Genomic DNA, 21,005 nt, shown 5'->3' on the forward strand with positions numbered 1-21,005 from the left:
ACTTCCAATTCCGCATAGTTCCGATAGATTGAGAAAGCTTCATCCCATCTGGCAGACTCCAACTAGGAGACGTTCTGCCGTGCGTAAGAGCCTGCCAAGATTTAACGCGCCACTCCCCGTCGAGAAGTCAAAGCCACCTACACTCATTGATCCCATCAGCGTAAGGATAGCGGTAGCGGTGACAATGACGGGGTTAAGCCGGTCCCGCCTCTATGAGCTGATCAAATCCGGCGAGCTGGAGATCGTAAAAGATCGAAGTTCGACTTTGATCATGGTTGCAAGTTTGCGTGAGGCGATCGAGCGACGGCGATCACGCTGAAGCCCAGACAAGAATGCGGAGCGGGGCTCAGGCAGGTGGAGCCTCGCGCTGCGCAACGCTGGCCAGCTGTGCCGGCGTGGAGGCACTAGGCCGCAGCTCATCAAAAAATTTTTCCGAGCGCGTCCTACGCAATCCCACAAGGTCAAAAGGACAAGAAATAGGCAAAATGGTATTTTTGGGCCAACCTCAAGAGCTAAGTCATTGAAAAGATTGGTGACCCCTACGGGAATCGAACCCGTGTTTCAGCCGTGAGAGGGCCGCGTCCTAACCGCTAGACGAAGGGGCCATATGTCGCATGGGCGACAGGCAGGGGCGTGCCTTTAGGCAGGGTAGGCGATGGCGTCAAGCGAAAGCGGTGAAAAGTTCTTGCAGCCACCTGTGTCGACTGCGGCCCATAAAAAACCACCCCATGCGATGCACGGGGTGGCCAGGTTCAGGGAGGAGACGCCTCCAAGGGGGAGGCGCCCTACACGATACACCCGAAAGGGGGGCAGGTGCATCGCATACAACAGAAATAGGACAGGGCGAGGCTGCTTTCAAGAGCAAGCCCCACCCTGATCCGATATATTTGCGATTAACGGAGTTAATCGGGCTTTCAGGCTTCCACGGCCACCGGCGCGGCCGGCGCGGCGATCGGGCCCTTGCCCTGACCGATCTGCGCTTCGAAAATCTCGCGCATCAGTTGCAGCGAGAACAGATGGGCGTGGATCAGCGGCAGCAGGCCGTTCTGGTTGATCTTGCGCAGCTGGTCACCACGCAGGTCGCGCAGCTTTTCCTCGTTCACCATGCGGAAGCCGCGATAGACGAAGGGCTGTTCGTTGTTCGGGGTCTGGATCGCGACTTCGCCGTCCATCAGCAGGTCCATTTCGGCGAGATCCTTCATGAACTGGCCGGTGCGGGCGGCTGCCTGCTCGAAATCTTCGCAGAACTTCAGGATGCCCTTGGTCACGTCGGTCGGCTGGCCATTTTCGAACAGGACCGGGCCGTCGCCTTCGGTGCCGATTGCCTTGCTGGTCGGATCGAAGCAGAGCGAGAGTTCGTCGCTGTCGGAGCGCAGCTTGGCCAGCATCCAGGGATAGCGGCGGACATAGGCCGGGACATAGGCCGGGCCGCGCAGCTTGCCTTCGTCGTCGACGAAGACGTTCACGCCCTCATTGAGGCCCATCAGCGCGAGCGGCACCGAATCCTGGCCGGCCGAGAAGATGATCGGCACGAAGCGCTGGGCCGAGACGAATTCGTCGATCGTCAGCGGCACGGCATGCTGGGTCACCAGGAACGGAGCGGCATCGACCGGCTGAGTGCGATAATCAGCGTGATCCACGGTGCTGAGCGGGATCAGGTCGTTGTAGAAGATGGGAAGGCTGTTCGCGGGCGCGCTGGCCATGATGTTGTTCCGTCCTGTTAGAAAGCGCGCAAGGCTTGCGTCGCTGATCCGAATATGGGTGTGACGGGATAATCGGAGCCATCCCGCTAGGCAATCGCTTTGTGGACGTGCTGCGCTCAACCCTCGTCGGGGCGAGGGATGAGCTTGTCGGGATTCATGATTCCGCCCGGATCGAAGGCTGCCTTGATCGCGCGCAGGGCATGGATGCGGGCCGGGCTGGCGAGGCGTCCGAGTTCGGCCCGCTTCATCTGGCCGATGCCATGTTCGGCCGAGATGGAGCCGCCCGCGGCGACCACCGCGTCATGGACGAAGGCGTTGATCGCCTGGCCCTGTGCGGCGATCCAGGCCGGGCCGTCGCTGGTGCCCCTGGGCGCGCGGACATGGAAATGGACATTGCCGTCGCCCAGATGGCCGAAGGAAGAGGCGGTCGTGCCGGGGAAGGCGGCTTCGGTGGCGGCGGAAGTCTCCAGCATGAAGGCCGGCATGCGCGGCACCGGCACGCTAATATCATATTGCAGCGCCGGCCCCTGTGCCTTTTCGGATTCCGACAGGGATTCGCGGATGCGCCAGAAGGCCTCTGCCTGGGCTTCACTGGCGGCAATGGCGGCGTCGATCGCGATACCGCGTTCCAGCGCCAGGCCGAGCGCGCCTTCCAGCCGTTCGGTCGGGCCGGGCTCGCGCATGTCGCCATGGTCGACTTCGATCAGCACATGCCAGGGCGTGCGGGTCTCGATCGGGCAGCGCGTGCCGGGAATATGGGAGAGGACATGGCCAAGGCCATCGTCGGCAATCACCTCGAACCCTTCGACGCTGTCGCCCAGTTCGCCTTCGACCAGGCGCAGCAGGGCGAGGGCATCGGTGGGCGTCTGCACGCCGACCCAGCCAACGGCACGGGCGGCGATGGCCGGGACGAGCCGGAGGGTGGCTGCGGTGATGACGCCCAGCGTGCCCTCCGCGCCGATCAGCAACTGCTTGATGTCATAGCCGCGATTATCCTTCTTGAGCGCGTCCAGCCCGTCGAAGATGCTGCCGTCGGGCAGTACCGCCTCGATCCCCTCGACCAGCGCGCGCATCGTGCCGTGGCGCAGCACCTGGGTGCCGCCGGCATTGGTCGAGACGAGGCCGCCGATCGTGGCCGATCCCTTGGCGCCCAGGCTGAGCGGAAAACGACGGCCGGCCGCTTCCGCGGCGTCGTGCAGGTTGGAAAGGATGACGCCGGCCTCGCACACCGCCAGATTGTCGTCGGCTGACAGGCTGCGAATATGGTTCATGCGGCGGAGTGAAAGGATCAAGGCCGATCCATCGGCGGGCGGCGTGGCGCCACCGACCATTGAGGTGTTTCCGCCTTGGGGCACCAGCGCAACGCCCAGTTCCGCGGCCAACGCCACGCAGTCGGCCACTTCGCGCGTCGAGGCAGGGGACAGGATCGCGCGGGCCGTTCCATGATAGCGGCCGCGCCAGTCGCTGACCCAGGGGGCGATATCATCGGCATCGGTGATGACGCCCTTGGGACCGAGCAGGGCGACGAAGCGATCGATGGCATCCTGTGCGATTATGGCTTGTTCTGTCATGGGACATGCTATGCCCCGGAATTCATCGACGGTTCAACCGTTGGCCGATAGCTTGCCACTCCCAAAAGGGGTTCCGCTTGGTTCATACCATCCTGATGCTGCTTGCAGTGCCTGCTGCCGACCCGGTGCAATGGGCGCAACTGACGATCGAGCAGCGCGTGATCATTCGTGTTCCGATGGCCAAGGGGCGGGCGCCAATGCGAGTCGTGCCCAAGAGCGATGAGCGGTGGGAAGAGAAAAAGGGGCCGCGCTGCGTGGCGCTGCGATCGATTCGCGGGGCTAGCATCGTGGTGTCCAACGGGGTGGACCTGATCCTGGCGGACAAGCATCGCTATCGCGCGCGGCTGGAGCGAGGATGTGATTCCGCCAGCTTCTATTCGGGTTTCTATGTCGAGCCGGACGAGGATGGGTCGCTCTGTTCGGGGCGGGATGAATTGCAGGCGCGCAGTGGCGCGAGTTGCGGGATCGACAGCTTCAGGCGGCTGGTGGAGGCCGAACCTGAAGATTGAGCGGATAAAAAGCATCTTCCGAACGAGCGAAAATGCGCGATTTCCTTGACAAGGTGCTGATATTTCCGCAAGGCGCGCGCGATTTCTGTCTCGTCTTCGTGGCGAGCGGAGTACCTCCTGTCCCGGACATTTGAATGACTTTTGCCGATCTCGGCCTTTCCGACGAATTGCTCAAGGCCGTAACCGAGGCCGGTTACGACACGCCTACGCCGATCCAGGCGCAGGCGATCCCGCCGGTGTTGATGATGAAGGATATCATCGGCATCGCGCAGACGGGCACCGGCAAGACGGCGAGCTTCGTGCTGCCGATGATCGACATCCTCGCGCATGGCCGCGCCCGCGCGCTGATGCCGCGCAGTCTGATCCTGGAGCCGACCCGCGAGCTCGCTGCCCAGGTGGCCGAGAATTTCGAGAAATACGGCAAATATCACAAGCTCTCCATGGCGCTGCTGATCGGCGGCGTGCAGATGGGCGACCAGATCAAGGCGCTGGAAAAGGGCGTCGACGTGTTGATTGCAACGCCTGGCCGCCTGATGGACCTGTTCCAGCGCGGCAAGATTTTGCTCAATGGCTGCAACATGCTGGTGATCGACGAAGCCGACCGCATGCTCGATATGGGTTTCATCCCGGATATCGAGGAAATCTGCACCAAGTTGCCAGCGCAGCGCCAGACACTTCTCTTCTCTGCCACCATGCCGCCGGTCATCAAGAAGCTGGCCGATCGTTTCCTGGACAATCCCAAGTCGATCGAGGTCGCCCGCCCGGCAACGGCGTCGACCAACATCACCCAGCGACTGGTGAAGGTCGATTCGCGCAAGAAGCGTGAAGCGCTGCGCGCGATGCTGGAAGCAGAAGATGTGCAGAGCGCGGTGATCTTCTGCAACCGCAAGACCACGGTGCGAGAACTGAACAAGAGCCTGCAGCGTCACGGCTTCAAGTCGGGCGAGATCCATGGCGATATCGACCAGGCATCGCGCATCGCCGAACTGGAGCGGTTCCGCGATGGCAGCGTCAACATCCTGGTGGCGTCGGACGTCGCGGCGCGCGGCCTCGATATCAAGGGCGTCAGCCACGTCTTCAATTTCGACGCGCCCTGGCATCCCGATGACTATGTCCACCGCATCGGCCGTACCGGTCGCGCGGGGGCCAAGGGCGTTGCCTATACCTTCGTCGCGGCGGAGGATGCCGAGGCGATCGACAATATCCAGAAGCTGATCGGCACCAAGATCGACTATGTCGAAACGCCGGTAGCGGCGGCGCCTGCGCCGCGCACCAAGGAAGAGCCGCGCAACGCCGATCGCGAGGAGCGCGACAATGAGCGGTCCGGTGGCCGCGACGCGCGCCGCAAGCCCGAGCGCAAAGATGACCGGCGCAGCGACAAGCGGGATGATCGTCGTGACGATCGCCGCGACGCGCCGGCTGCACGGCCAGCGCCGCATAGCCGCCGTCAGGAACCCGATGATGGTCCGGATGATGGCTGGAACGGTCCGGTGCCCGAATTCCTCAACTTCGGTTTTGGCGGCTGAACGGCGCCACGCTGATTGAAAAGGCCCCCGTCACGCGCAGGCATGGCGGGGGCCTTTTTGTTATGTGGCCATGACGACGCAACGGGAGGGTAAGGCCATGTCCGCAATTCCAGGTGTTGGCGCTTTCGCGATCGTGCCCAGCAATGACGTCGCGGTCGCGCTGGCCTTCTGGGAAAGACTGGGCTTCGCGCGGATCGGCGGCGATCACCATTATCATATCATGGAGGGATGGGGCTGCGAGGTGCATCTGACCCAGGCCGGCGCGCCGCCCTGGGATGTGCCGGCGCATAATCCCTTTGGCGTCTATCTGCGCACGCCGGATGTGGCGGCGATCGCGGCGCGGGTCGATGACCTGGTCATCCGGCCGGGCGGCATTTTGCGCCATCGCGAATGGGGGCTGTATGAGGTCGGGATCAACGGGCCGGATGGACTGCTGGTGCGCATCGGCTGGCCGTCCGAACTGATCGAGGGCGCCTGACGCTATAATAGTCCCTGCGCGCGCAGGCTGCTATGCCCCTGCGCGCCAATGATGATATGGTCATGGACGCCGATGCCCAGCCGCTTGCCGGCCTCGACGATCTGGCGGGTGATCTCGATATCCTGCTTGCTGGGCGATGGATCGCCCGACGGGTGATTATGCACCAGGATCAGGGCTGCCGATCCCAGTTCCATGGCCCGCTTGATAACCTCACGCGTATATATGGCCGCCTGGTCGATCGATCCGTCGCCCATATTCTCGTCGCGGATCAGCATGTTGCGGCTGTTGAGGTGCAGCACCCGCACGCGTTCGACATGGAGATAGGCCATGTCGGCGCGCAGATAGTCGAGCAGCGCCTGCCAACTGCCCAGCACAGGTCGTTCCGCCACATCGTTGCGCAGCATGCGCAGCGCCGTTGCCTGGACGATCTTGATCGCGGCGACGCTGGTGTCGCCCATGCCGGGCACCCGTGCGATCGCCTGCCAGTCGGCCGCCATCAATCCGCCGATCCCGCCAAATTCGCGCAGCAGCAGCCGGGCCAGCGGTTTGGTGTCGCGGCGGGGGATGGCGAGGGCGAGCAGATATTCGATCAGTTCATGGTCGAGCAGCCCGTCGCCGCCTTCGGCCAGGCGCTGGCGCAGGCGGGCGCGATGACCGGCGCCATCCTGGCTCGCGCGTTCGTCCTTTTCGGTCATGCTGGCGATCCCCCATTCCCCGGCAAATGAAGGCTAGGCTTTGCGGATTTCGTGGGCAAGGCTATTTCAGGGGTGGATATTTCCAATGGGTCGGACGTTATGGATGCGTTACGGACCTGAAGTGCGAGCGAAAGTCGGGGTTGGCCAGGCAGATGGAAGACGAGAACGGCGAAGCCGAAATTCGCCGGGGCTGGCTGCGCTGGCTGGGTGTCGGGACGGGTTCGCTCGGCCTGGTGCTGGTTGCGCTGTGGACGCAACGCGCGCCGATCGCGGAGAATTTCGTCAATCGCGAACTGAACCGGCGCGGGGTCCAGGCCAATTATGACCTGACGCAGGTGGGCCTGCGCACCCAGCGGATCGAGAATGTCGTGCTGGGCGATCCGGCGCGGCCGGACCTGACCGCCCGCTGGGTGGAGGTCGACATCGCCTTTTCCGGGGTGACGCCACAGGTGGCAGCGGTTCGCGCCGGTGGCGTGCGGATGCGCGGCGCCTATCGCGAAGGCGTGCTGACGCTAGGCGAGCTGGACAAGTTTCGCGATCCCGATTCGACCGCCCCCTTCGCCATGCCCGACCTGCTGCTTCATCTGCGCGACGCGCAGTTGCGGCTGGATACCGATGCGGGGGCAGTCGGCATGCAGATCGATGGTAACGGCAATCTGAAATCGGGTTTCCGCGGCAAGTTGGCCGCTGCCATGCCCGGGGCACGGATGGCCGGCTGTGGCGTGGCCAAGGCCAGTGCCTGGCTGGATGTGGCGATGGTGGACGGCCGGCCGCACCTGCGCGGGCCGATCAAGGGCGATGCGCTCGCCTGCGCGGATATGGCGATGGCTGCGCCGACGGCCGAGATCGATCTGTGGCTGGGGCAGGGGCTGGACCGCTGGAACGGATCGGCCAAGCTGGCGGGCGAGGCGCTCAAGGCGCAGGGCATGTTGCTGGCCGCCCCCGTCGGTCGGATCGAGTTCGACGGTTCGGCCATGGCCATGGCGGGACGAGCGCGGATCGGCGCGCGCGCCTTTTCCGGTGCCGGGGTGCTGGCGGGGCCAACCGAACTGGCCGGTGACTGGACGCTGCGCGGCGGTGATGCGACCTTCAGTGGCGATCTGACCGCCCGGAACGGGCGGATGGCCGGGCGCGATCCGCTGGCGGCATTGCGGACCTCGACGGCGGGCACGCCGGTGGCGCCTTTGGCCCTGCGGTTGGCGGATGCGGCACGGCGGGCCGGGGAGGATAATCTGCTGCGGGCGCGGGTGGCACTGGCGCAGAAGGGCGATGCCGGCAGTCTGGTGCTGACCGATACCGAATTTGCAGCGCGCAGCGGCGCGCAGGTGGCCGTGGCGCGGGACGGCCGGGTGACGCTGGCCTGGCCGGGCAAGGGCGGCGCGGCGATCGACTGGGCGCTGGACGGTGCGATCACGTCGCAGGGCGGCGGCTTGCCCAAGGCGGCGCTCCGGCTGGCCCGCCGCGCCGGCGGCGGTTTTGGCGGGCAGTTGTTCATCGATCCCTATACGGCCGACGGCGCCCGACTGGCGTTCGAGCCCGTCCGATTCGTTGCCGGGCCGAAGGGCGATACGCGCTTCACGACCGCGTTGCGGCTGGATGGGCCGCTGCCTGATGGGGCTGTTCGCGGTCTTGGCCTACCGATCGATGGCCGGCTGGCGTCTAATGGCGCGATCGCGATCAACGAACATTGCGCGCCACTGACATTGCTGGAAGCGCGCTATGGCAGCTTCGCGCTGGGGCAGACCCGGCAGACGCTCTGCCCCCTGCCCAATTCGGCGCTCTTCGCGATGGGGCCGGGCGGCATGAAGGGCGGTGCGGAGCTTCGCAATGTCGCGCTGAACGGGCGAAGCGGTGACAGCCCGATGCGGCTCAAGGCGGACAATGCCCGGCTGATATTGGGCCAGACCGGCTTCACCCTGGGCAACGCCGATTTCGCCATTGGCCCGGAGGATGCGCCGGTGCGCCTGTCGGCGACGAGCGTCACCGGTGCGGCGACGAAGGATGGCTTTGCCGGCGACATCAAGGGCGCGGGCGGACGGATCGGCACCGTGCCGCTGATCGTTGAGCAGGGGGCGGGCGGCTGGGCCTTTGCCAAGGGGGCACTGTCGCTCAAGGCGGGGATGCAGGTGCGCGATGCGCAGCCTTCGGTGCGCTTCAACCCGCTGACTGTGCCTGACTTCGCCTTGTCGATGAAGGATGGCCGAATCACCGCGACCGGCACGCTGCAGGTGCCGGGCAAGGGGGCCACGGTGGCGCGCGCCGATATTGCGCATGACCTGGGCAGCGGGAAGGGACGTGCCGACCTGACCGTGCCGGACCTTGGCTTCGGGCCTGGATTGCAGCCGGAAGAACTGACGCCGTTGACGCTTGGCGTGATCGCCAATGTCGCTGGCCGCGTGACCGGCGAGGGGCATATCCGCTGGACCGGTTCCGATGTCAGCAGCGATGGCGTCTTCCGGACCGATCGGCTGGATCTGGCGGCGGCCTTCGGCCCGGTCGAGGGACTGTCTGGCGAGATCCGCTTCTCCGACCTGCTCAACATGGTGACGCCGACCGGACAGGAGGCGCGAATCGCGCTGGTCAATCCGGGCGTCGAGGCACGCAATGGTACGGTGCGTTATCGCCTGGGTGCCGGCCAGGAGGTGCATATAGAGGGTGGCGGCTTTCCCTTTTCGGGCGGTGAACTGGTGCTTCTGCCCACGACCATGGACTTTGGTGCCGATGTCGACCGCTATCTGACCTTCCGGGTCATCGGCCTCGACGCTGGTGCCTTCATCCAGGCGATGGACCTCAAGAACGTGTCGGCCACCGGCACGTTTGACGGCATCATGCCGCTAATCTTCAATGCGCAGGGCGGGCGGGTTGCCGGCGGCGTACTGGTCGCGCGACAGCAGGGCATGGCGCCGCTGATCATGCCCGAGGGCGTGCTGCCGAGCATCCCCTGCGATCCCACGCGCCAGTCCGGCGTGCTGTCCTATGTGGGGCCGGTGTCGAACGAACAAGTCGGAGTTATGGGCAAGGTCGCCTTCGATGCGCTGAAGGATCTGCAATATAAATGCCTCACCATCCTGATGGATGGCGCGCTGGATGGAGAGATGGTGACCAATGTGGTGTTCAACGGCGTCAACCGGGGGCAATTGGGCGGTGCGCCGCAGGGGATAGCGAAAAGCTTCGTCGGCCTGCCCTTCATCTTCAACGTGCGGATTTCCGCGCCGTTCCGCGGCCTGATGAAATCCGCCCAATCCTATGTCGACCCGTCGCAGGTGATCCGCGACCAGATTGGCGAGGATGCCCAGCAGAAGATGCGCGCACAAAGCGCGGCCGATCTGCAATCTGGTCTTGCGGTTCAGCCTGCGGCAAGCGAGACTGTGTCAAATACGGAGCCGAAATGAAGATAGCAGCAATCATGATGGCCGGTCTGGCCGCTTCGGCCCTGGGGGGCTGCATCCAGGTCAAGGCCCCGGACAAGCCGATCGAGATCAACCTGAACGTGAAGGTCCAGCAGGAGGTCGTCGTCCGTCTGGAGAAGGACGCCAAGGATCTGATCAACAATAACCCGGAGTTGTTCCCGCAATGACACGCAAGTTCATGCTGGCCGCCGCTGTGCTGGGCGGCCTGGTTCTGGCCGGTGCCGCGCAGGCCCAGGGTGGTGCGGCCGCCGCGATCGCCGCCGGCACGGTGGGCGAGCAGGCCGATGGCTATCTGGGCATCGCCGGCACGGTGGGCGCGGATGTGCGGGCCGAGGTCGAATCGATCAACATCAAGCGTCGGGCCGTCTATACCGATCTGGCCGGCAAGCGCGGCGTGACGGTGCAGGATGTGGCGGCCGCAACCGGCTGCCAGACGCTCAGCAGCCGGGTGAAGCCGGGGCAGGTCTATCGCGTCGGCGGTGGTGCCTGGCAGACCAAGGGCGCCGGGGCGATCTCTTTGCCGGCCTATTGCGCAACCGCAGGCCAGTAAAACGCGCGTGGCTGGCGGACTTTGACCGCCAGTTCGTCTGGGCAGGATAATCTCCTGCCCAAGTATAGTTGACTATCCGTCATCCCCTTTCTAAACGGGCCGCGCCTTGACGGGTGCAGCCGCAAGCGCCATGCCGCCTGCCATTGGGTTTCAGCCTGATGGAAGGATTGGCAATGGTTGCGGGTGAATCCGGGCAGGACCCGGCGGGGGAAGATGCGCGGATCGCTTCACTGGAAGCGAGAATTGCGCAGGCGGAACATGCCGAGCAGGTCAGACAGGGGACGAAGGTGCAGCAGGCGGACGATGGTTCGCGTCTGGGCAACAGGGTTCTCGCAGAGCTGATCGGTGGTCTTGTCGGTGGTGCGTTGATCGGCTGGGTTCTCGACCGGCTGCTTGGCACATCCCCATGGCTCCTGCTTGTCTTCCTCGGTCTCGGGATCGTGGCGGCGTTCAGGAACATCATCAGATTGACGAAGACGAAGCGTTCCGATCAATAGGGGCGCTTTTGTCTTAGTCCGAATATTAGACGGTACAGGGGTCCAAGTGGCAGAATCCGGCAAAATCGATCCGATGCATCAGTTTGCGATCGAACCGCTGTTCGGTACCGATCACCTGTCCATCGGCGGCTTCAACATCGCCTTCACCAACAGTGCGCTCTATATGGTCGCTGCTGCGGTGGTGCTGTGGATCTTCGTGATCGGCGGCATGAAGCGTGAACTGGTGCCCGGTCGTTGGCAGATGGCGGTCGAATATTTCACCGGCTTCATCAAGAACCTGCTGATCTCGAACGTGGGCGAGGGCGGCAAGAAGTACATTCCCTATGTCTTCTCGCTCTTCATGTTCATCCTGATGGCCAACCTTCTGGGTCTGCTGCCGCTGGGTCTGGTCGGGGTCCACCCCTTCACCTTCACCAGCCACTTCACCGCCACCGGCGTGCTGGCGATCATGAGCTTCTCGATCGTGCTGATCGTGGGCTTCTGGAAGCATGGGCTGCACTTCTTCTCCCTGTTCGTGCCGCACGGCACGCCCCTGCCGATGATCCCGGTCATTTTCCCGATCGAGCTGATCTCGTTCATGGTGCGTCCGTTCAGCCTGGGCCTGCGACTGTTCGTGGCGATGACCGCCGGACACGTGCTGCTCAAGGTGCTGGCCGGCTTCGTCATCAACAGCTCGAATGCTGGCCCCGGTTTCGGTCTGACCGTCGGTGCCGCCAGCTTCGTGCTGATGGTCGGTATCAGCGCACTCGAAGTGCTGGTCGCCGTGATCCAGGCCTATGTGTTTGCGCTGCTGACCTCGGTCTACATCAACGACGCCGAAAACCTGCACTGAGTTTTCGTACATTCTTCAACGCTTAATTGGTTTAGAAAAAGGAGTTTAGAACATGGACGCAGAAGCCGCAAAGCTGCTCGGTGCTGGCCTGGCCGCGATCGGTGCGGGCATTGCCGCCCTCGGTGTGGGCAACGTCTTCAGCTCGTTCCTCGAAGGCGCGCTGCGCAATCCGGGTGCCGCTGACGGCCAGCAGGGTCGCCTGTTCATCGGCTTCGCCGCCGCCGAACTTCTGGGTCTGCTGGCGTTCGTTATCGCCATGATCCTGGTCTTCGTGGCCTAAAGATCGACGGGGCGGGCAGCCTGGCTGCCTGCCCCTTGACGACCGCCCCCTTTTCGGACGGAAAAAAATGCCTCAAATCGCGCAAATCGCCGATACCTATGCTTCCCAGATCTTCTGGCTGCTGCTGACGTTCGGCTTCGTCTTCTTCGTCATCGGCCGCGGCATGGTGCCCAAGGTGCAGGCGACGGCCGACGCGCGCGACGCGAAGATTTCGGGTGATCTCGATGCTGCCAAGGCAGCCTTCGCCCGCGCCGATGAAGCGGAAGCGGACTATCGCGTCCGTGATGCCGAAAGCCGTACCGCCGCCCAGGCGACGCTGGCCAAGGCGAAGGCGGATGCCGCCAAGGCTTCGGAAGCGAAGCTGGCCGCCGCCGATGCGGAGATCCAGGACAAGATCGGCGCTGCCGAAGCCCGGATCAAGACCGCCACGGATGCCGCCATGGCACAGATTGAAACCGTCGCCGCCGATGCGGCGCGCGACATGGTCGTCCGGATTTCCGGCGTGGAAGCGTCGGACGAAGCGGCCCGCAACGCAGTAAAGGCGGCACTGGCTCATGGCTGAGGCAGCAGTAGAGCATAGCGAGGCGCAGGCCCCGCACCTCAATCAGGCAATCCACGCCGAAGGCATGGAGCCGGTTGGCACCGTGGCGCATGAAGGCGTCGCGCCGCATACCGATCCCAAGGCGGTCGGCATGGACGCGACTGCCTGGGTCAGCCTGGCGATGGCGGTGTTCATCGTCATTCTGCTGATCAAGAAGGTGCCCAGCCTGATCGGCGGCGTGCTGGATGGCCGGATTGCCCAGATCAAGGAACAGCTGGCCGAAGCATCGAAGCTTCGTGCCGAAGCCGAAGCGCTCAAGGGCGAATATGAAGCCAAGCTGGCCGCTGCGGCCGGCGAAGCCGACGCCATGCGCAAGTCGGCCGAGCATGAAGCCGAAACGCTTCTGTCCGATGCCAAGGTGCAGGCTGCCGATCTGGTCGCCCGTCGCCAGAAGATGGCGGAAGACAAGATCGGTGCGGCTGAGCGCAGCGCACTGGCCGACATTCGTGCCAAGGCGGTGAAGGCCGCTACCGGCGCTGCCGTCGCCCTGATTGCCGAAGGCCATGATGCCAAGGCGGACAAGGCGCTGGTCGATGATGCGATCAAGGGTCTTGGCCCGGTCGCCTGATCGAAACAGGCAGAATTAGCAAAAGGGTCGGCACCGCAAGGCGCCGGCCCTTTTTGTTTGGTTTCAGGCTGGCGTGCCGTCGGTCCATTCGGATCGCAGCATCCGCATGATCGCGGTATCCCATCGCGCATCGCCGACCCGGACGGAGGACAGGCGGATGCCTTCGGTCACGAAGCCCAGCCGCTCATAGCTGCGGATGGCGGGCCGGTTCCAGGCATAGACATTGAGTTCCAGCCGCTCGATCGCATCGAAGGCAAAGGCGCTGGCGAGCGCAAGGCGCAACATCGGCACCGCTAGGCCCCGGCCCCTCGCATCGGGCGCAATCGCGACCCGGCCCAGCGTGGCATTGCCGTTGCGCCAGTCGAAGGCGATCTGGACATGGCCGACCAGTCGATCGCCGTCCTGCGCCATCCAGCACAGGCGCGCGGGCGGATCGCTGCGTCCTTCGTCCAGCATCCCAGCCATCTGTTCGTCGGACAGTGGGAAATGGACATAGGGCCCGCCCCACTGAACGACGTCCGCGTCGCTGCCGAACCAGCCGGACAGGGTGGAGTAATGATCGGGGGTGAAGGGAAGGAGATGGAGCATGGGGCGGTCATAGGCGCGCCAGCCTGGGGAGCGCCACGGCCGGTTGTTTGAAGGTGGCGCGGTCCGCGGATCAGACGAAGATGCTGTTCCAGTCCTGTTTCATGCTGACCAGGGTAAGGCCATAATCCACGGCCTTGTCCAGCGCCTCGGCTAGGGGGCTCAGGAAGAAATCCCGATCATAGGCAAATTCCCGAACGGCATCGTCATGATGCAGCAGCAGAGCCAGTCGTGGCCCCGGTCCGGTCTTCACATAGCGGAGCATGGCCAGGTCGCCGTCCGAATTGCCGAAGGCAAGGATCGGGCGACGGCCGATGTGAAGGGCGATATTCTGCGGTTTGGCCTCGCGGTCGTCGAAACAGTGGAGTTCGGGCAGCTTGACAAGCTGCGCGACGCCATCACCGTCGATTTCGAACCGCGTGCGAAGGCTGGAGCCGATCACCTGTTCGGGCGGAATGCCATAAACCTCTTCGGCGAAGGCGCGCATCAGGTCGAGCCCGCCGCCCGAGACGATATAGGTCTTGAAATCATGGGCGCGTAGAAAATCGAGCAATTCGATCTGCGGGCGATAGACGCATCGGGTGAAGAGGCGGTCGAGCAGGGGGTGATGTGCGGTGGCGAGCCAGTCGCGTGCGATCCTGTCAAATTCGTCTTCGGTCGCACCCGCATGCTCACGGGCGGCAACCTCCAGCAGCCCTAGCTTCCCGAATGCCTTCATCGCCGGCATGTTCTGCTCGACATAGGCCTTGAAAGGCTGTTGCTGCGCCAGTTCCGGTTCCTGTGCGATCAGCTTTGCGCGCAGCATGCGGCTGAACAGGAACTGGGTCTGAAGTGGCTGTTCGGCCCAGAGCGTGCCGTCATTGTCGAAGGTGGCGATGCGCTGCGGGGCGGGGACGTGCTCCGGTCCCGAGCCGGTCACGCGGGCGACGAAATCCAGGATCGCAGCCTTGGCAGGTCCGTCATTCCAGGACGGCAGGGGATCGGGCATGACTGGCTCCTTCGCGCTTGGACGTCCGGTGATTGGACCGGGACGGCAGAGCGGGAGCAATCGGGGTTTCCCCCGGAAAGAGACGGGCATGGCCCGCAGTCGGGGCGAATGGCGGCTGGCCATTCGCCCCTTTGCCTGACGATCAGGCGGCCAGCGTGGCGTTGTCGATCACGAAACGATATTTGACGTCGCTCTTCTGCATGCGAGCGTAGGCGTCTTCGATGTCCTGGATGCGGATCATCTCGATATCGGCGACGATGCCCTTTTCAGCACAGAAGTCGAGCATCTCCTGCGTTTCGGCGATACCACCGATCAGCGAGCCGGCAATGCTGCGGCGCTTGAAGATCAGCGCGCCGACATTGGGCGAGGGGTGGGCATGCTCGGGCACGCCGACCAGCGTCATCGTCCCGTTGCGCTTCAGCAGGGTGGTGAAGGCGTCGAGATTATGGCTTGCCGCGACCGTATTCAGGATGAAGTCGAAGCTGTTGGCATGGGCCTGCATCTCTTCGGCATTGCGCGAGACGACGACTTCGTCGGCGCCCAGGTCCAGCGCATCCTGGCGCTTGGATTCCGAGGTGGTGAAGGCGACCACCTTGGCGCCCATGGCATGGGCCAGCTTGATGCCCATATGGCCCAGGCCGCCAATGCCGACGATGCCGACCTTCTGGCCTGGCCCGACCTTCCAGTGGCGCAGCGGTGAGTAGGTAGTGATGCCGGCGCACAGCAGCGGCGCCACGGCGGCGAGTTGATCGGCGGGGTGGCTGATCTTCAGGACGAACTTGTCCTTCACCACGATATTCTGCGAATAGCCGCCCAGCGTGTGGCCCGGCGCATCATCAGTCTTGCCGTTATAGGTGCCGACAAAGCCGCTCTCGCAATATTGCTCCAGCCCCTCGTCGCAGGAGGCGCAGCCCTGGCAGCTATCGACCATGCAGCCGACGCCGACCGTGTCGCCTACCTTGAAGGCGCTGACATGATCGCCGACCGCAGTCACATGGCCGACGATCTCATGGCCGGGAACGCAGGGATAGAGGGTGCCGTCCCATTCGGAACGGACCTGGTGCAGGTCCGAATGGCAGACGCCGCAATAGGCGATATCGATCGCGACATCATGCGGGCCGACGGCGCGGCGTTCGATGTCGAGGGCTTCGAGCGGCTTGTCGGCGGCGTTGGCGCCATAGGCTTTGGTGGCCATGGGGATGTCCCTTTGCTTGAGGTTCGCGGTGTGCAGGGCAGATATGCCCCTCCGCTGCTATTCTTGGATGGGCGCGAGCCAGGGGATGACCTGCGCCTGTCCCATGTAGGAAGTCGACAGGCTGTTGATTAGGCCGGCTTTCGGTAACACAGCCATGAATGGCAATCATGAATGGCGATGTTGGCCGCCCTTTGTTCCACACCGCCATTGCGATCCGCGCCGGTGCCGCTATCTCTGCGGCCATGTCGCAGCCGCAATCCCCCGACCGTTTCAACGAAGACAAGGCGACCTATACCGTCACCGGTAGCCAGCCCGACATCGATGCGGGCGTGGAGGCGATCCGCACGACGCTGAAGACGCTGCCGACCCGGCCCGGCGTCTATCGGATGCAGGATGCGCGCGGCGATGTTCTTTATGTCGGCAAGGCGCGGGCGCTGAAGAACCGGGTGGCCAACTATACCCAGGTCGACCGGCTGCCGAACCGGCTGCGGCGCATGGTGGCGCAGACGCGCAGCATGACGATCGTCACCACCAACAGCGAGGCCGAAGCGCTGCTGCTGGAGGCGCAGCTCATCAAGCGCTACCGCCCGCCCTATAATGTCCTGCTGCGCGACGACAAAAGCTTCCCCTTCATCCTGTTGCGCGAGGATCATGATTTTCCCCGCGTGCAGAAGCATCGCGGCGCGCGCAAATATAAGGGGCGCTATTATGGCCCCTTCGCCAGCGCCGGATCGGTGACGCGGACGATCAACGCACTCCAGAAGCTGTTCCTGCTGCGGTCCTGTACCGACAGCTTCTTCGCCAATCGTTCGCGGCCCTGCCTGTTGTATCAGATCAAGCGCTGTTCGGCGCCCTGCGTCGATCGCATTGATACGGCCGGCTATGCCGAACTGGTGCAGGACGCGCAGGATTTCCTGGGTGGCAAGTCGACCGCGGTGCAGCAGAAGCTGGGCGCGGCGATGGAGGCCGCCGCCGAGGCGCTGGATTTCGAACAGGCGGCGATGATCCGCGACCGACTGAAGGCGCTGACCTTCATCCAGGGATCGCAGGCGATCAATGCGGAGGGGCTGGGCGATGCCGACATCTTCGCATTGGCGGAGAAGGGCGGATCGATGTGCATCCAGGCCTTCTTCATCCGCGGTGGCCAGAATTGGGGACATCGCAGCTTCTTCCCGGTCCACACCAATGACGTGGCGACCGAAGAGGTGCTGGAAAGCTTCATGGCGCAATTCTACGAGGAAGTGCCGCCGCCCAAGCTGATCCTGACGGACCGTGAACCGGCCGAGTGCGAGCTGATGGCGCTGGCGCTGAGCGAAAGGCTGGGCAGCAAGGTGCGGATCGAGGTGCCCCAGCGCGGCGAGCGCACGCGCCTGATCAAGCAGGCGCAGCGCAATGCCGTGGAGGCGCTCGACCGGCGTCTGGCCGAGACCACGACCCAGGCCAAGATATTGGACGAGATGGTCGAGGCTTTCGGGCTGGACGGCGTGCCCGATCGGATCGAGATTTACGACAACAGCCATATCCAGGGCGCCCATGCACTGGGGGCGATGGTGGTCGCCGGTCCGGAGGGCTTCCGCAAAAACGCCTATCGCAAGTTCAACATGAAGAACCCGGACATCTCGAACGACGATTTCGCGATGATGCGCGAGATGTTCGAGCGGCGCTTCGGCCGGGCGGCGCGTGAAGACCCTGATCGCGACGGCGGAGAATGGCCCGATCTGGTGCTGATCGACGGCGGCAAGGGGCAATTGTCGGCGGCGCGGGCGATGCTGGAGGATATGGGCATCGAGGATGTCTGCATGATCGGCATCGCCAAGGGGCCGCATCATGGCCGCGACGGGCGCGAGGTCTTCCACCTGATGGATGGTCGGGAAGTCAGTTTTCCGATCAACCATCCGCTGCTCTTCTACATGCAGCGCCTGCGCGATGAAGCGCACCGCTTTGCCATCGGCGCGCATCGGGCGAAGCGCAGCAAGGCGATCACCGTTTCGTCGCTGGACGAGGTGCCTGGCATCGGCCCGGCCCGGAAAAAGGCGCTTTTGATGCATTTCGGTACGGCGCGGGCGGTGCGTGACGCCGCGCTGGAGGATTTGCAACGGGCACCGGGCGTGTCGAAAGCGGTCGCCCAACAGGTCTATGATTATTTCCATGGTTAAAAATGTGACGTTTCCGCAATGATTTTTGCTGGCTCATAAGTGTCGCGTTAACAATTGGTGGTGATGTTTCCCCAGCCGATGGGCGGGGGAGACAAAAGTGGGGAACAAGTGGGGGCTTGCGGCTGCGCAACTGGCGACGGTCGCTTTTCTGATGATGGCGGGCGTTCTGGCGCCGCCGGCGCGGGGCGACATGCTCGCCATTCCCCTGACGACGGCTAGTGGCCATGGATTGGCGGCGGGGTTGATTGCGGTCGGCGCGATCCCGGTCGGCAAGGGGCAGTTGGAGGGGGCATTGGTGGTGCGCGGCGATCGCGATCGCCTGGCCTGGCCGATGCTGGCCCGCGGCGTATTGCTGCTGGCGGCGCCCGATTTCCTCTGTGCTGGCAAGGAAGGGCGGGCATGAACGTCGAACGCCCGATGGAAAGCATTCGCCTTGCCGGTGCGCGCATGCTGATGTGGCTATTCTGGCTGAATGTGCCGGCGCTGATGCTGATCGGTTGGCTGCTCAAGTCTCCTGACGCGGAAGTCGGCGCGCTGGCGGCCGCGCTGCTGGCGTTGCTGCCGACCCATATGGTGCGGCGACGCGATATTTCGGCGCCGGCGCGCATGACCCTGGCCGTCACATCGGTGGCGATCCCGGCGCTCTATGTCTTCCTGCTGCGCGGTCATGGCTGGCAGATGGACATGCATATGGGCTTCTTTGCGGCGCTGGCAGCGCAGACCGTGCTGCTCGATCGGCGGGCGTTGCTGGTCGCGGCCGGCGTGACCGCGCTCCATCATCTGATCCTCAACTATAGCTATCCCGCCTGGGTGTTCGCCAGCGAGGGCGATCTGCCGCGGGTGCTGGTGCATGCGCTGATCGTGGTGATCCAGACCTTGATGCTGTGGTGGATCGTGACGCTGCTGACCCAGACTATCCGTCTGCAGACCGAGGAGCGACAGCGGAGCGAAGGTCTGCGCAAGGAAGCCGACGCGGCGAAGGAGCGGGCCGAGGTCGCGCTGGCCGAACTGGAACGGGCGCAGGCGATCGCGACGCGGCAGCGCGGGATCGAGGAAGCGGCGCGACGGGCCGAAGAGGCAAGCGAGCGGCGTCGACTGGTGGCCGATGCGCTGGAGGCGCGGTTGGGTGCGGTGGTCGGCGATCTGGCGCAGCTGGCCGGGCAATTGTCGGCCAGCAAGCAATGGCTGTTCGATCTGCTCGACCGCACGACCCAGCGTTCGGCCGAATTGCGCAAGGCCCATGCCCGCGCCGATGGCGACGTTCGTGCCGTGGCGCAGGATACCGAGAGGCTGGCGACGTCGATCAGTGGGGTGGGCGGCAGCGCCAGCCATACCCGCGACAATGCGCTGCGCGGCGCGATGGCGACCCGCGCACTGACGCCGGAGGTCGACATATTGTCGGCGACGGTCGATTCCGCCAGTTCGATCGTCGCGCTGATTTCCCAGATCGCGGCGCAGAGCCGGACCCTGTCGCTCAATGCCGGGATCGAGGCGGCACGGAGCGGTAACGAGGTGCGCGGCTTTGCCGTCGTGGCATCGGAGATGAAGAGCCTCGCCGCGCAGACGGCCGAGGCGACCCGCCAGATCGATATATATCTGCAGGATATTCGCCGTGCTGCCGACAGCGTGTCGGGCGCGATCGATGTCGCGACCCAATCGGCCGATACGATCGACCGATCGACTGCCGGCATCGTCGATGAAGTGGCGGAACAAATCCGTGCTACCGGCGAGATCGCGGCGGCGACCGAGGAGATGGCCCGCCATATCGCCGAAGCGGCGTCCCAGGCCGAAGCGCTCAGCCTGGCGCTGGCAGAGGCGCAATCGGCCATGGGCGAGACCGACGCGGCGGCCACCGCTTTGTCCAGTCGCTCGCAGGAATTGCAGGAAACGGTGCGTAACGTGCTGGAAGAACTGCGCGCCGCTTAGCGCTGGGGCGGGTCGCCGGGAAAATTCGCCTTCAGGAAATCGAGCACCAGCCTGGCGCGGGCGGGCAGGCGCTTCAGCGCGGGATGCACCGCCAAAATGTCGATCGGGTCGATCTGGCTGGCGGGAAGGACGCGCACGAGGCGCCCCGCCTCCAGATCGTCGGCCACCCGCACGGCGGGCAGCATCGCGATGCCGAGGCCGGCGAGCGCGGCGCGATGCACAGCCTCGCTATTGTCGCTGCGGAACGGGCCGCTGATCAACTGGTCGCGGCCGTCCACGGTCCATTTGGCGGGCAGGTCGCCATAGCCATAGGCGATGCAGCGATGGCTCGGCAGATCGTCCGCGCTGGTTGGCAGGCCATGGCGGGCGACATAGTCGGGATGGGCGACCAGCATGCGGGGCAGGGCACCGAGCCGATGGACGACCAGCATATCGTCCCCGACCGGGCCGACGCGCAGGGCCAGATCGAGCCGGTCCTGGACCAGATCGCGTTGCCAGTCGGTCATCGCCATGTCGATCCGCAGGCCGGGATGCTGATCGCTCAGCAGGCTCAGCAGGCCCAGATAATAGAGGCCCAGCGCGGTCGTGACGCCGATCCGCACCGTGCCACTGACATCGCCCTGGACCGGCCGCAATTCCTGTTCGGCCACTTCCAGTGCATCGACCAGCGTGCGGGCGTGGACCAGCAACTGGTCGGCTTCGGGCGTCGGGACCAGCCGGCGCGTGGTGCGATGAAACAGCACGGTACCAAAATGGGCTTCCACCTGATCGAGCCGTCGCGCTATGGTGGTGTGGCTCGCATGCATCTCGGCAGCGACGCGCGTGAAGCTGGGCTTTTCGCATAGCCGTATGAAGGTGCGGATCGAAAGAAGCAGGTCGCTCATTTGAACATGTCCTGCACAGATATTGTGCCGGGAATCCCTATTGTGCGGAGA

21 protein-coding genes and 1 tRNA gene are annotated in these 21,005 nt (G+C 64.3%); 14 read left to right on the forward strand and 8 right to left on the reverse strand.

Annotated elements, in window-relative coordinates; translation table 11 throughout:
* Positions 1–530: 530 nt before the first annotated feature.
* The 3 genes from N6H05_RS14080 to N6H05_RS14090 form a co-directional block, all read right to left on the reverse strand.
* Positions 531–605 (reverse strand) — tRNA-Glu (locus N6H05_RS14080).
* Between the two features lie 309 nt (positions 606–914).
* Positions 915–1,703: a SapC family protein gene (locus N6H05_RS14085; RefSeq protein ID WP_284110058.1), complete on the reverse strand. Its 789-nt coding sequence runs from the start codon at positions 1,701–1,703 to the stop codon at positions 915–917.
* A gap of 116 nt (positions 1,704–1,819) precedes the next feature.
* Positions 1,820–3,274, reverse strand: a complete 1,455-nt coding sequence (locus N6H05_RS14090) for an FAD-binding oxidoreductase (protein ID WP_284110059.1) — start codon at positions 3,272–3,274, stop codon at positions 1,820–1,822.
* Between the two features lie 77 nt (positions 3,275–3,351).
* On the opposite strand from N6H05_RS14090, the gene N6H05_RS14095 reads away from it, so the two are divergent.
* The 3 genes from N6H05_RS14095 (at position 3,352) to N6H05_RS14105 (ending at position 5,787) form a co-directional block, all read left to right on the forward strand.
* Positions 3,352–3,783: a hypothetical protein gene (locus tag N6H05_RS14095; protein WP_284110060.1), complete on the forward strand. Its 432-nt coding sequence runs from the start codon at positions 3,352–3,354 to the stop codon at positions 3,781–3,783.
* 134 nt (positions 3,784–3,917) lie between these two features.
* Positions 3,918–5,309 carry a DEAD/DEAH box helicase gene (locus N6H05_RS14100; RefSeq protein WP_284110061.1) on the forward strand — a complete coding sequence of 464 codons (1,392 nt, stop codon included), beginning with the start codon at positions 3,918–3,920 and terminating at the stop codon, positions 5,307–5,309.
* Positions 5,310–5,406: 97 nt separating this feature from the next.
* The gene (locus N6H05_RS14105; RefSeq protein WP_284110062.1) at positions 5,407–5,787 is read left to right on the forward strand and encodes a VOC family protein; all 381 of its coding nucleotides are present in this window, start codon (positions 5,407–5,409) and stop codon (positions 5,785–5,787) included.
* Positions 5,788–5,789: 2 nt separating this feature from the next.
* On the opposite strand, the gene radC is transcribed toward N6H05_RS14105, so the two are convergent.
* Positions 5,790–6,482, reverse strand: a complete 693-nt coding sequence (gene radC, locus N6H05_RS14110) for a RadC family protein (RefSeq protein ID WP_004207398.1) — start codon at positions 6,480–6,482, stop codon at positions 5,790–5,792.
* A 152-nt stretch (positions 6,483–6,634) separates the two neighbouring features.
* On the opposite strand from radC, the gene N6H05_RS14115 reads away from it, so the two are divergent.
* From N6H05_RS14115 to N6H05_RS14150, 8 genes are all read left to right on the forward strand, one after another.
* Positions 6,635–9,874 (forward strand): intermembrane phospholipid transport protein YdbH family protein, encoded by a 3,240-nt coding sequence (locus N6H05_RS14115; RefSeq protein ID WP_284110064.1) that lies wholly within the window; start codon positions 6,635–6,637, stop codon positions 9,872–9,874.
* Positions 9,871–10,059, forward strand: a complete 189-nt coding sequence (locus tag N6H05_RS14120) for a YnbE family lipoprotein (RefSeq protein WP_004207396.1) — start codon at positions 9,871–9,873, stop codon at positions 10,057–10,059. The genes N6H05_RS14115 and N6H05_RS14120 overlap by 4 nt, the downstream gene beginning before the upstream one ends.
* Positions 10,056–10,442: a YdbL family probable chaperone protein gene (locus N6H05_RS14125; RefSeq protein ID WP_004207395.1), complete on the forward strand. Its 387-nt coding sequence runs from the start codon at positions 10,056–10,058 to the stop codon at positions 10,440–10,442. Before N6H05_RS14120 ends, N6H05_RS14125 begins: the two co-directional genes overlap by 4 nt.
* A gap of 173 nt (positions 10,443–10,615) precedes the next feature.
* Complete coding sequence (locus N6H05_RS14130; RefSeq protein ID WP_284114236.1) at positions 10,616–10,939, forward strand: AtpZ/AtpI family protein; 324 nt, start codon at positions 10,616–10,618, stop codon at positions 10,937–10,939.
* Positions 10,940–10,985: 46 nt separating this feature from the next.
* Positions 10,986–11,771 carry a F0F1 ATP synthase subunit A gene (locus N6H05_RS14135; protein WP_017503282.1) on the forward strand — a complete coding sequence of 262 codons (786 nt, stop codon included), beginning with the start codon at positions 10,986–10,988 and terminating at the stop codon, positions 11,769–11,771.
* 52 nt (positions 11,772–11,823) lie between these two features.
* Entirely contained in the window at positions 11,824–12,051 is a 228-nt protein-coding gene (locus tag N6H05_RS14140) for a F0F1 ATP synthase subunit C (protein WP_004207392.1), read from the forward strand.
* A 67-nt stretch (positions 12,052–12,118) separates the two neighbouring features.
* Positions 12,119–12,613 (forward strand): F0F1 ATP synthase subunit B family protein, encoded by a 495-nt coding sequence (locus tag N6H05_RS14145; RefSeq protein ID WP_004207391.1) that lies wholly within the window; start codon positions 12,119–12,121, stop codon positions 12,611–12,613.
* A complete protein-coding gene (locus N6H05_RS14150) occupies positions 12,606–13,220 on the forward strand; it encodes a F0F1 ATP synthase subunit B family protein (protein WP_284110068.1) in 615 nt (204 codons plus the stop codon). The genes N6H05_RS14145 and N6H05_RS14150 overlap by 8 nt, the downstream gene beginning before the upstream one ends.
* Positions 13,221–13,283: 63 nt before the next feature.
* Here N6H05_RS14150 and N6H05_RS14155 read toward each other — a convergent pair whose 3' ends face one another.
* The 3 genes from N6H05_RS14155 to N6H05_RS14165 all read right to left on the reverse strand — a co-directional run bounded on the left by N6H05_RS14155 (position 13,284) and on the right by N6H05_RS14165 (position 15,988).
* Positions 13,284–13,808, reverse strand: coding sequence for a GNAT family N-acetyltransferase (locus N6H05_RS14155; RefSeq protein ID WP_284110069.1), 525 nt, complete (start codon positions 13,806–13,808; stop codon positions 13,284–13,286).
* Between the two features lie 70 nt (positions 13,809–13,878).
* Positions 13,879–14,793: an HAD family hydrolase gene (locus N6H05_RS14160; RefSeq protein WP_284110071.1), complete on the reverse strand. Its 915-nt coding sequence runs from the start codon at positions 14,791–14,793 to the stop codon at positions 13,879–13,881.
* A gap of 142 nt (positions 14,794–14,935) precedes the next feature.
* The gene (locus N6H05_RS14165) at positions 14,936–15,988 is read right to left on the reverse strand and encodes an NAD(P)-dependent alcohol dehydrogenase (protein WP_284110072.1); all 1,053 of its coding nucleotides are present in this window, start codon (positions 15,986–15,988) and stop codon (positions 14,936–14,938) included.
* Between the two features lie 242 nt (positions 15,989–16,230).
* Here N6H05_RS14165 and uvrC point away from each other — a divergent pair, with 242 nt between their 5' ends.
* From uvrC to N6H05_RS14180, 3 genes are all read left to right on the forward strand, one after another.
* Entirely contained in the window at positions 16,231–18,144 is a 1,914-nt protein-coding gene (uvrC, locus tag N6H05_RS14170; RefSeq protein WP_037512030.1) for an excinuclease ABC subunit UvrC, read from the forward strand.
* Between the two features lie 97 nt (positions 18,145–18,241).
* On the forward strand, positions 18,242–18,547 hold the full coding sequence (locus N6H05_RS14175; RefSeq protein ID WP_284110073.1) for a hypothetical protein: 306 nt from the start codon (positions 18,242–18,244) through the stop codon (positions 18,545–18,547).
* On the forward strand, positions 18,544–20,070 hold the full coding sequence (locus N6H05_RS14180; protein WP_284110074.1) for a methyl-accepting chemotaxis protein: 1,527 nt from the start codon (positions 18,544–18,546) through the stop codon (positions 20,068–20,070). The genes N6H05_RS14175 and N6H05_RS14180 overlap by 4 nt, the downstream gene beginning before the upstream one ends.
* Here the strand turns inward: N6H05_RS14180 and N6H05_RS14185 are convergent.
* Positions 20,067–20,954, reverse strand: a complete 888-nt coding sequence (locus tag N6H05_RS14185; RefSeq protein ID WP_159366142.1) for a LysR family transcriptional regulator — start codon at positions 20,952–20,954, stop codon at positions 20,067–20,069. The two genes, N6H05_RS14180 and N6H05_RS14185, sit on opposite strands and share 4 nt — an antisense overlap.
* Positions 20,955–21,005: the final 51 nt, after the last annotated feature.

Source organism: Sphingobium sp. WTD-1, from assembly GCF_030128825.1.
Lineage (GTDB): Bacteria > Pseudomonadota > Alphaproteobacteria > Sphingomonadales > Sphingomonadaceae > Sphingobium.

What these genes read in the sequence shown, in the direction of transcription:
- N6H05_RS14180 (WP_284110074.1), top strand. Translation starts at nt 18,544, where the DNA reads ATGAACGTCGAACGCCCGATGGAAAGCATTCGCCTTGCCGGTGCGCGC.
- N6H05_RS14185 (WP_159366142.1), bottom strand. Translation starts at nt 20,954, where the DNA reads ATGAGCGACCTGCTTCTTTCGATCCGCACCTTCATACGGCTATGCGAA.
- N6H05_RS14115 (WP_284110064.1), top strand. Translation starts at nt 6,635, where the DNA reads ATGGAAGACGAGAACGGCGAAGCCGAAATTCGCCGGGGCTGGCTGCGC.
- N6H05_RS14145 (WP_004207391.1), top strand. Translation starts at nt 12,119, where the DNA reads ATGCCTCAAATCGCGCAAATCGCCGATACCTATGCTTCCCAGATCTTC.
- N6H05_RS14160 (WP_284110071.1), bottom strand. Translation starts at nt 14,793, where the DNA reads ATGCCCGATCCCCTGCCGTCCTGGAATGACGGACCTGCCAAGGCTGCG.
- N6H05_RS14100 (WP_284110061.1), top strand. Translation starts at nt 3,918, where the DNA reads ATGACTTTTGCCGATCTCGGCCTTTCCGACGAATTGCTCAAGGCCGTA.
- N6H05_RS14155 (WP_284110069.1), bottom strand. Translation starts at nt 13,808, where the DNA reads ATGCTCCATCTCCTTCCCTTCACCCCCGATCATTACTCCACCCTGTCC.
- N6H05_RS14165 (WP_284110072.1), bottom strand. Translation starts at nt 15,988, where the DNA reads ATGGCCACCAAAGCCTATGGCGCCAACGCCGCCGACAAGCCGCTCGAA.
- N6H05_RS14130 (WP_284114236.1), top strand. Translation starts at nt 10,616, where the DNA reads ATGGTTGCGGGTGAATCCGGGCAGGACCCGGCGGGGGAAGATGCGCGG.
- N6H05_RS14085 (WP_284110058.1), bottom strand. Translation starts at nt 1,703, where the DNA reads ATGGCCAGCGCGCCCGCGAACAGCCTTCCCATCTTCTACAACGACCTG.
- N6H05_RS14120 (WP_004207396.1), top strand. Translation starts at nt 9,871, where the DNA reads ATGAAGATAGCAGCAATCATGATGGCCGGTCTGGCCGCTTCGGCCCTG.
- N6H05_RS14150 (WP_284110068.1), top strand. Translation starts at nt 12,606, where the DNA reads ATGGCTGAGGCAGCAGTAGAGCATAGCGAGGCGCAGGCCCCGCACCTC.
- N6H05_RS14090 (WP_284110059.1), bottom strand. Translation starts at nt 3,274, where the DNA reads ATGACAGAACAAGCCATAATCGCACAGGATGCCATCGATCGCTTCGTC.
- N6H05_RS14140 (WP_004207392.1), top strand. Translation starts at nt 11,824, where the DNA reads ATGGACGCAGAAGCCGCAAAGCTGCTCGGTGCTGGCCTGGCCGCGATC.
- radC (WP_004207398.1), bottom strand. Translation starts at nt 6,482, where the DNA reads ATGACCGAAAAGGACGAACGCGCGAGCCAGGATGGCGCCGGTCATCGC.
- N6H05_RS14105 (WP_284110062.1), top strand. Translation starts at nt 5,407, where the DNA reads ATGTCCGCAATTCCAGGTGTTGGCGCTTTCGCGATCGTGCCCAGCAAT.
- uvrC (WP_037512030.1), top strand. Translation starts at nt 16,231, where the DNA reads ATGTCGCAGCCGCAATCCCCCGACCGTTTCAACGAAGACAAGGCGACC.
- N6H05_RS14125 (WP_004207395.1), top strand. Translation starts at nt 10,056, where the DNA reads ATGACACGCAAGTTCATGCTGGCCGCCGCTGTGCTGGGCGGCCTGGTT.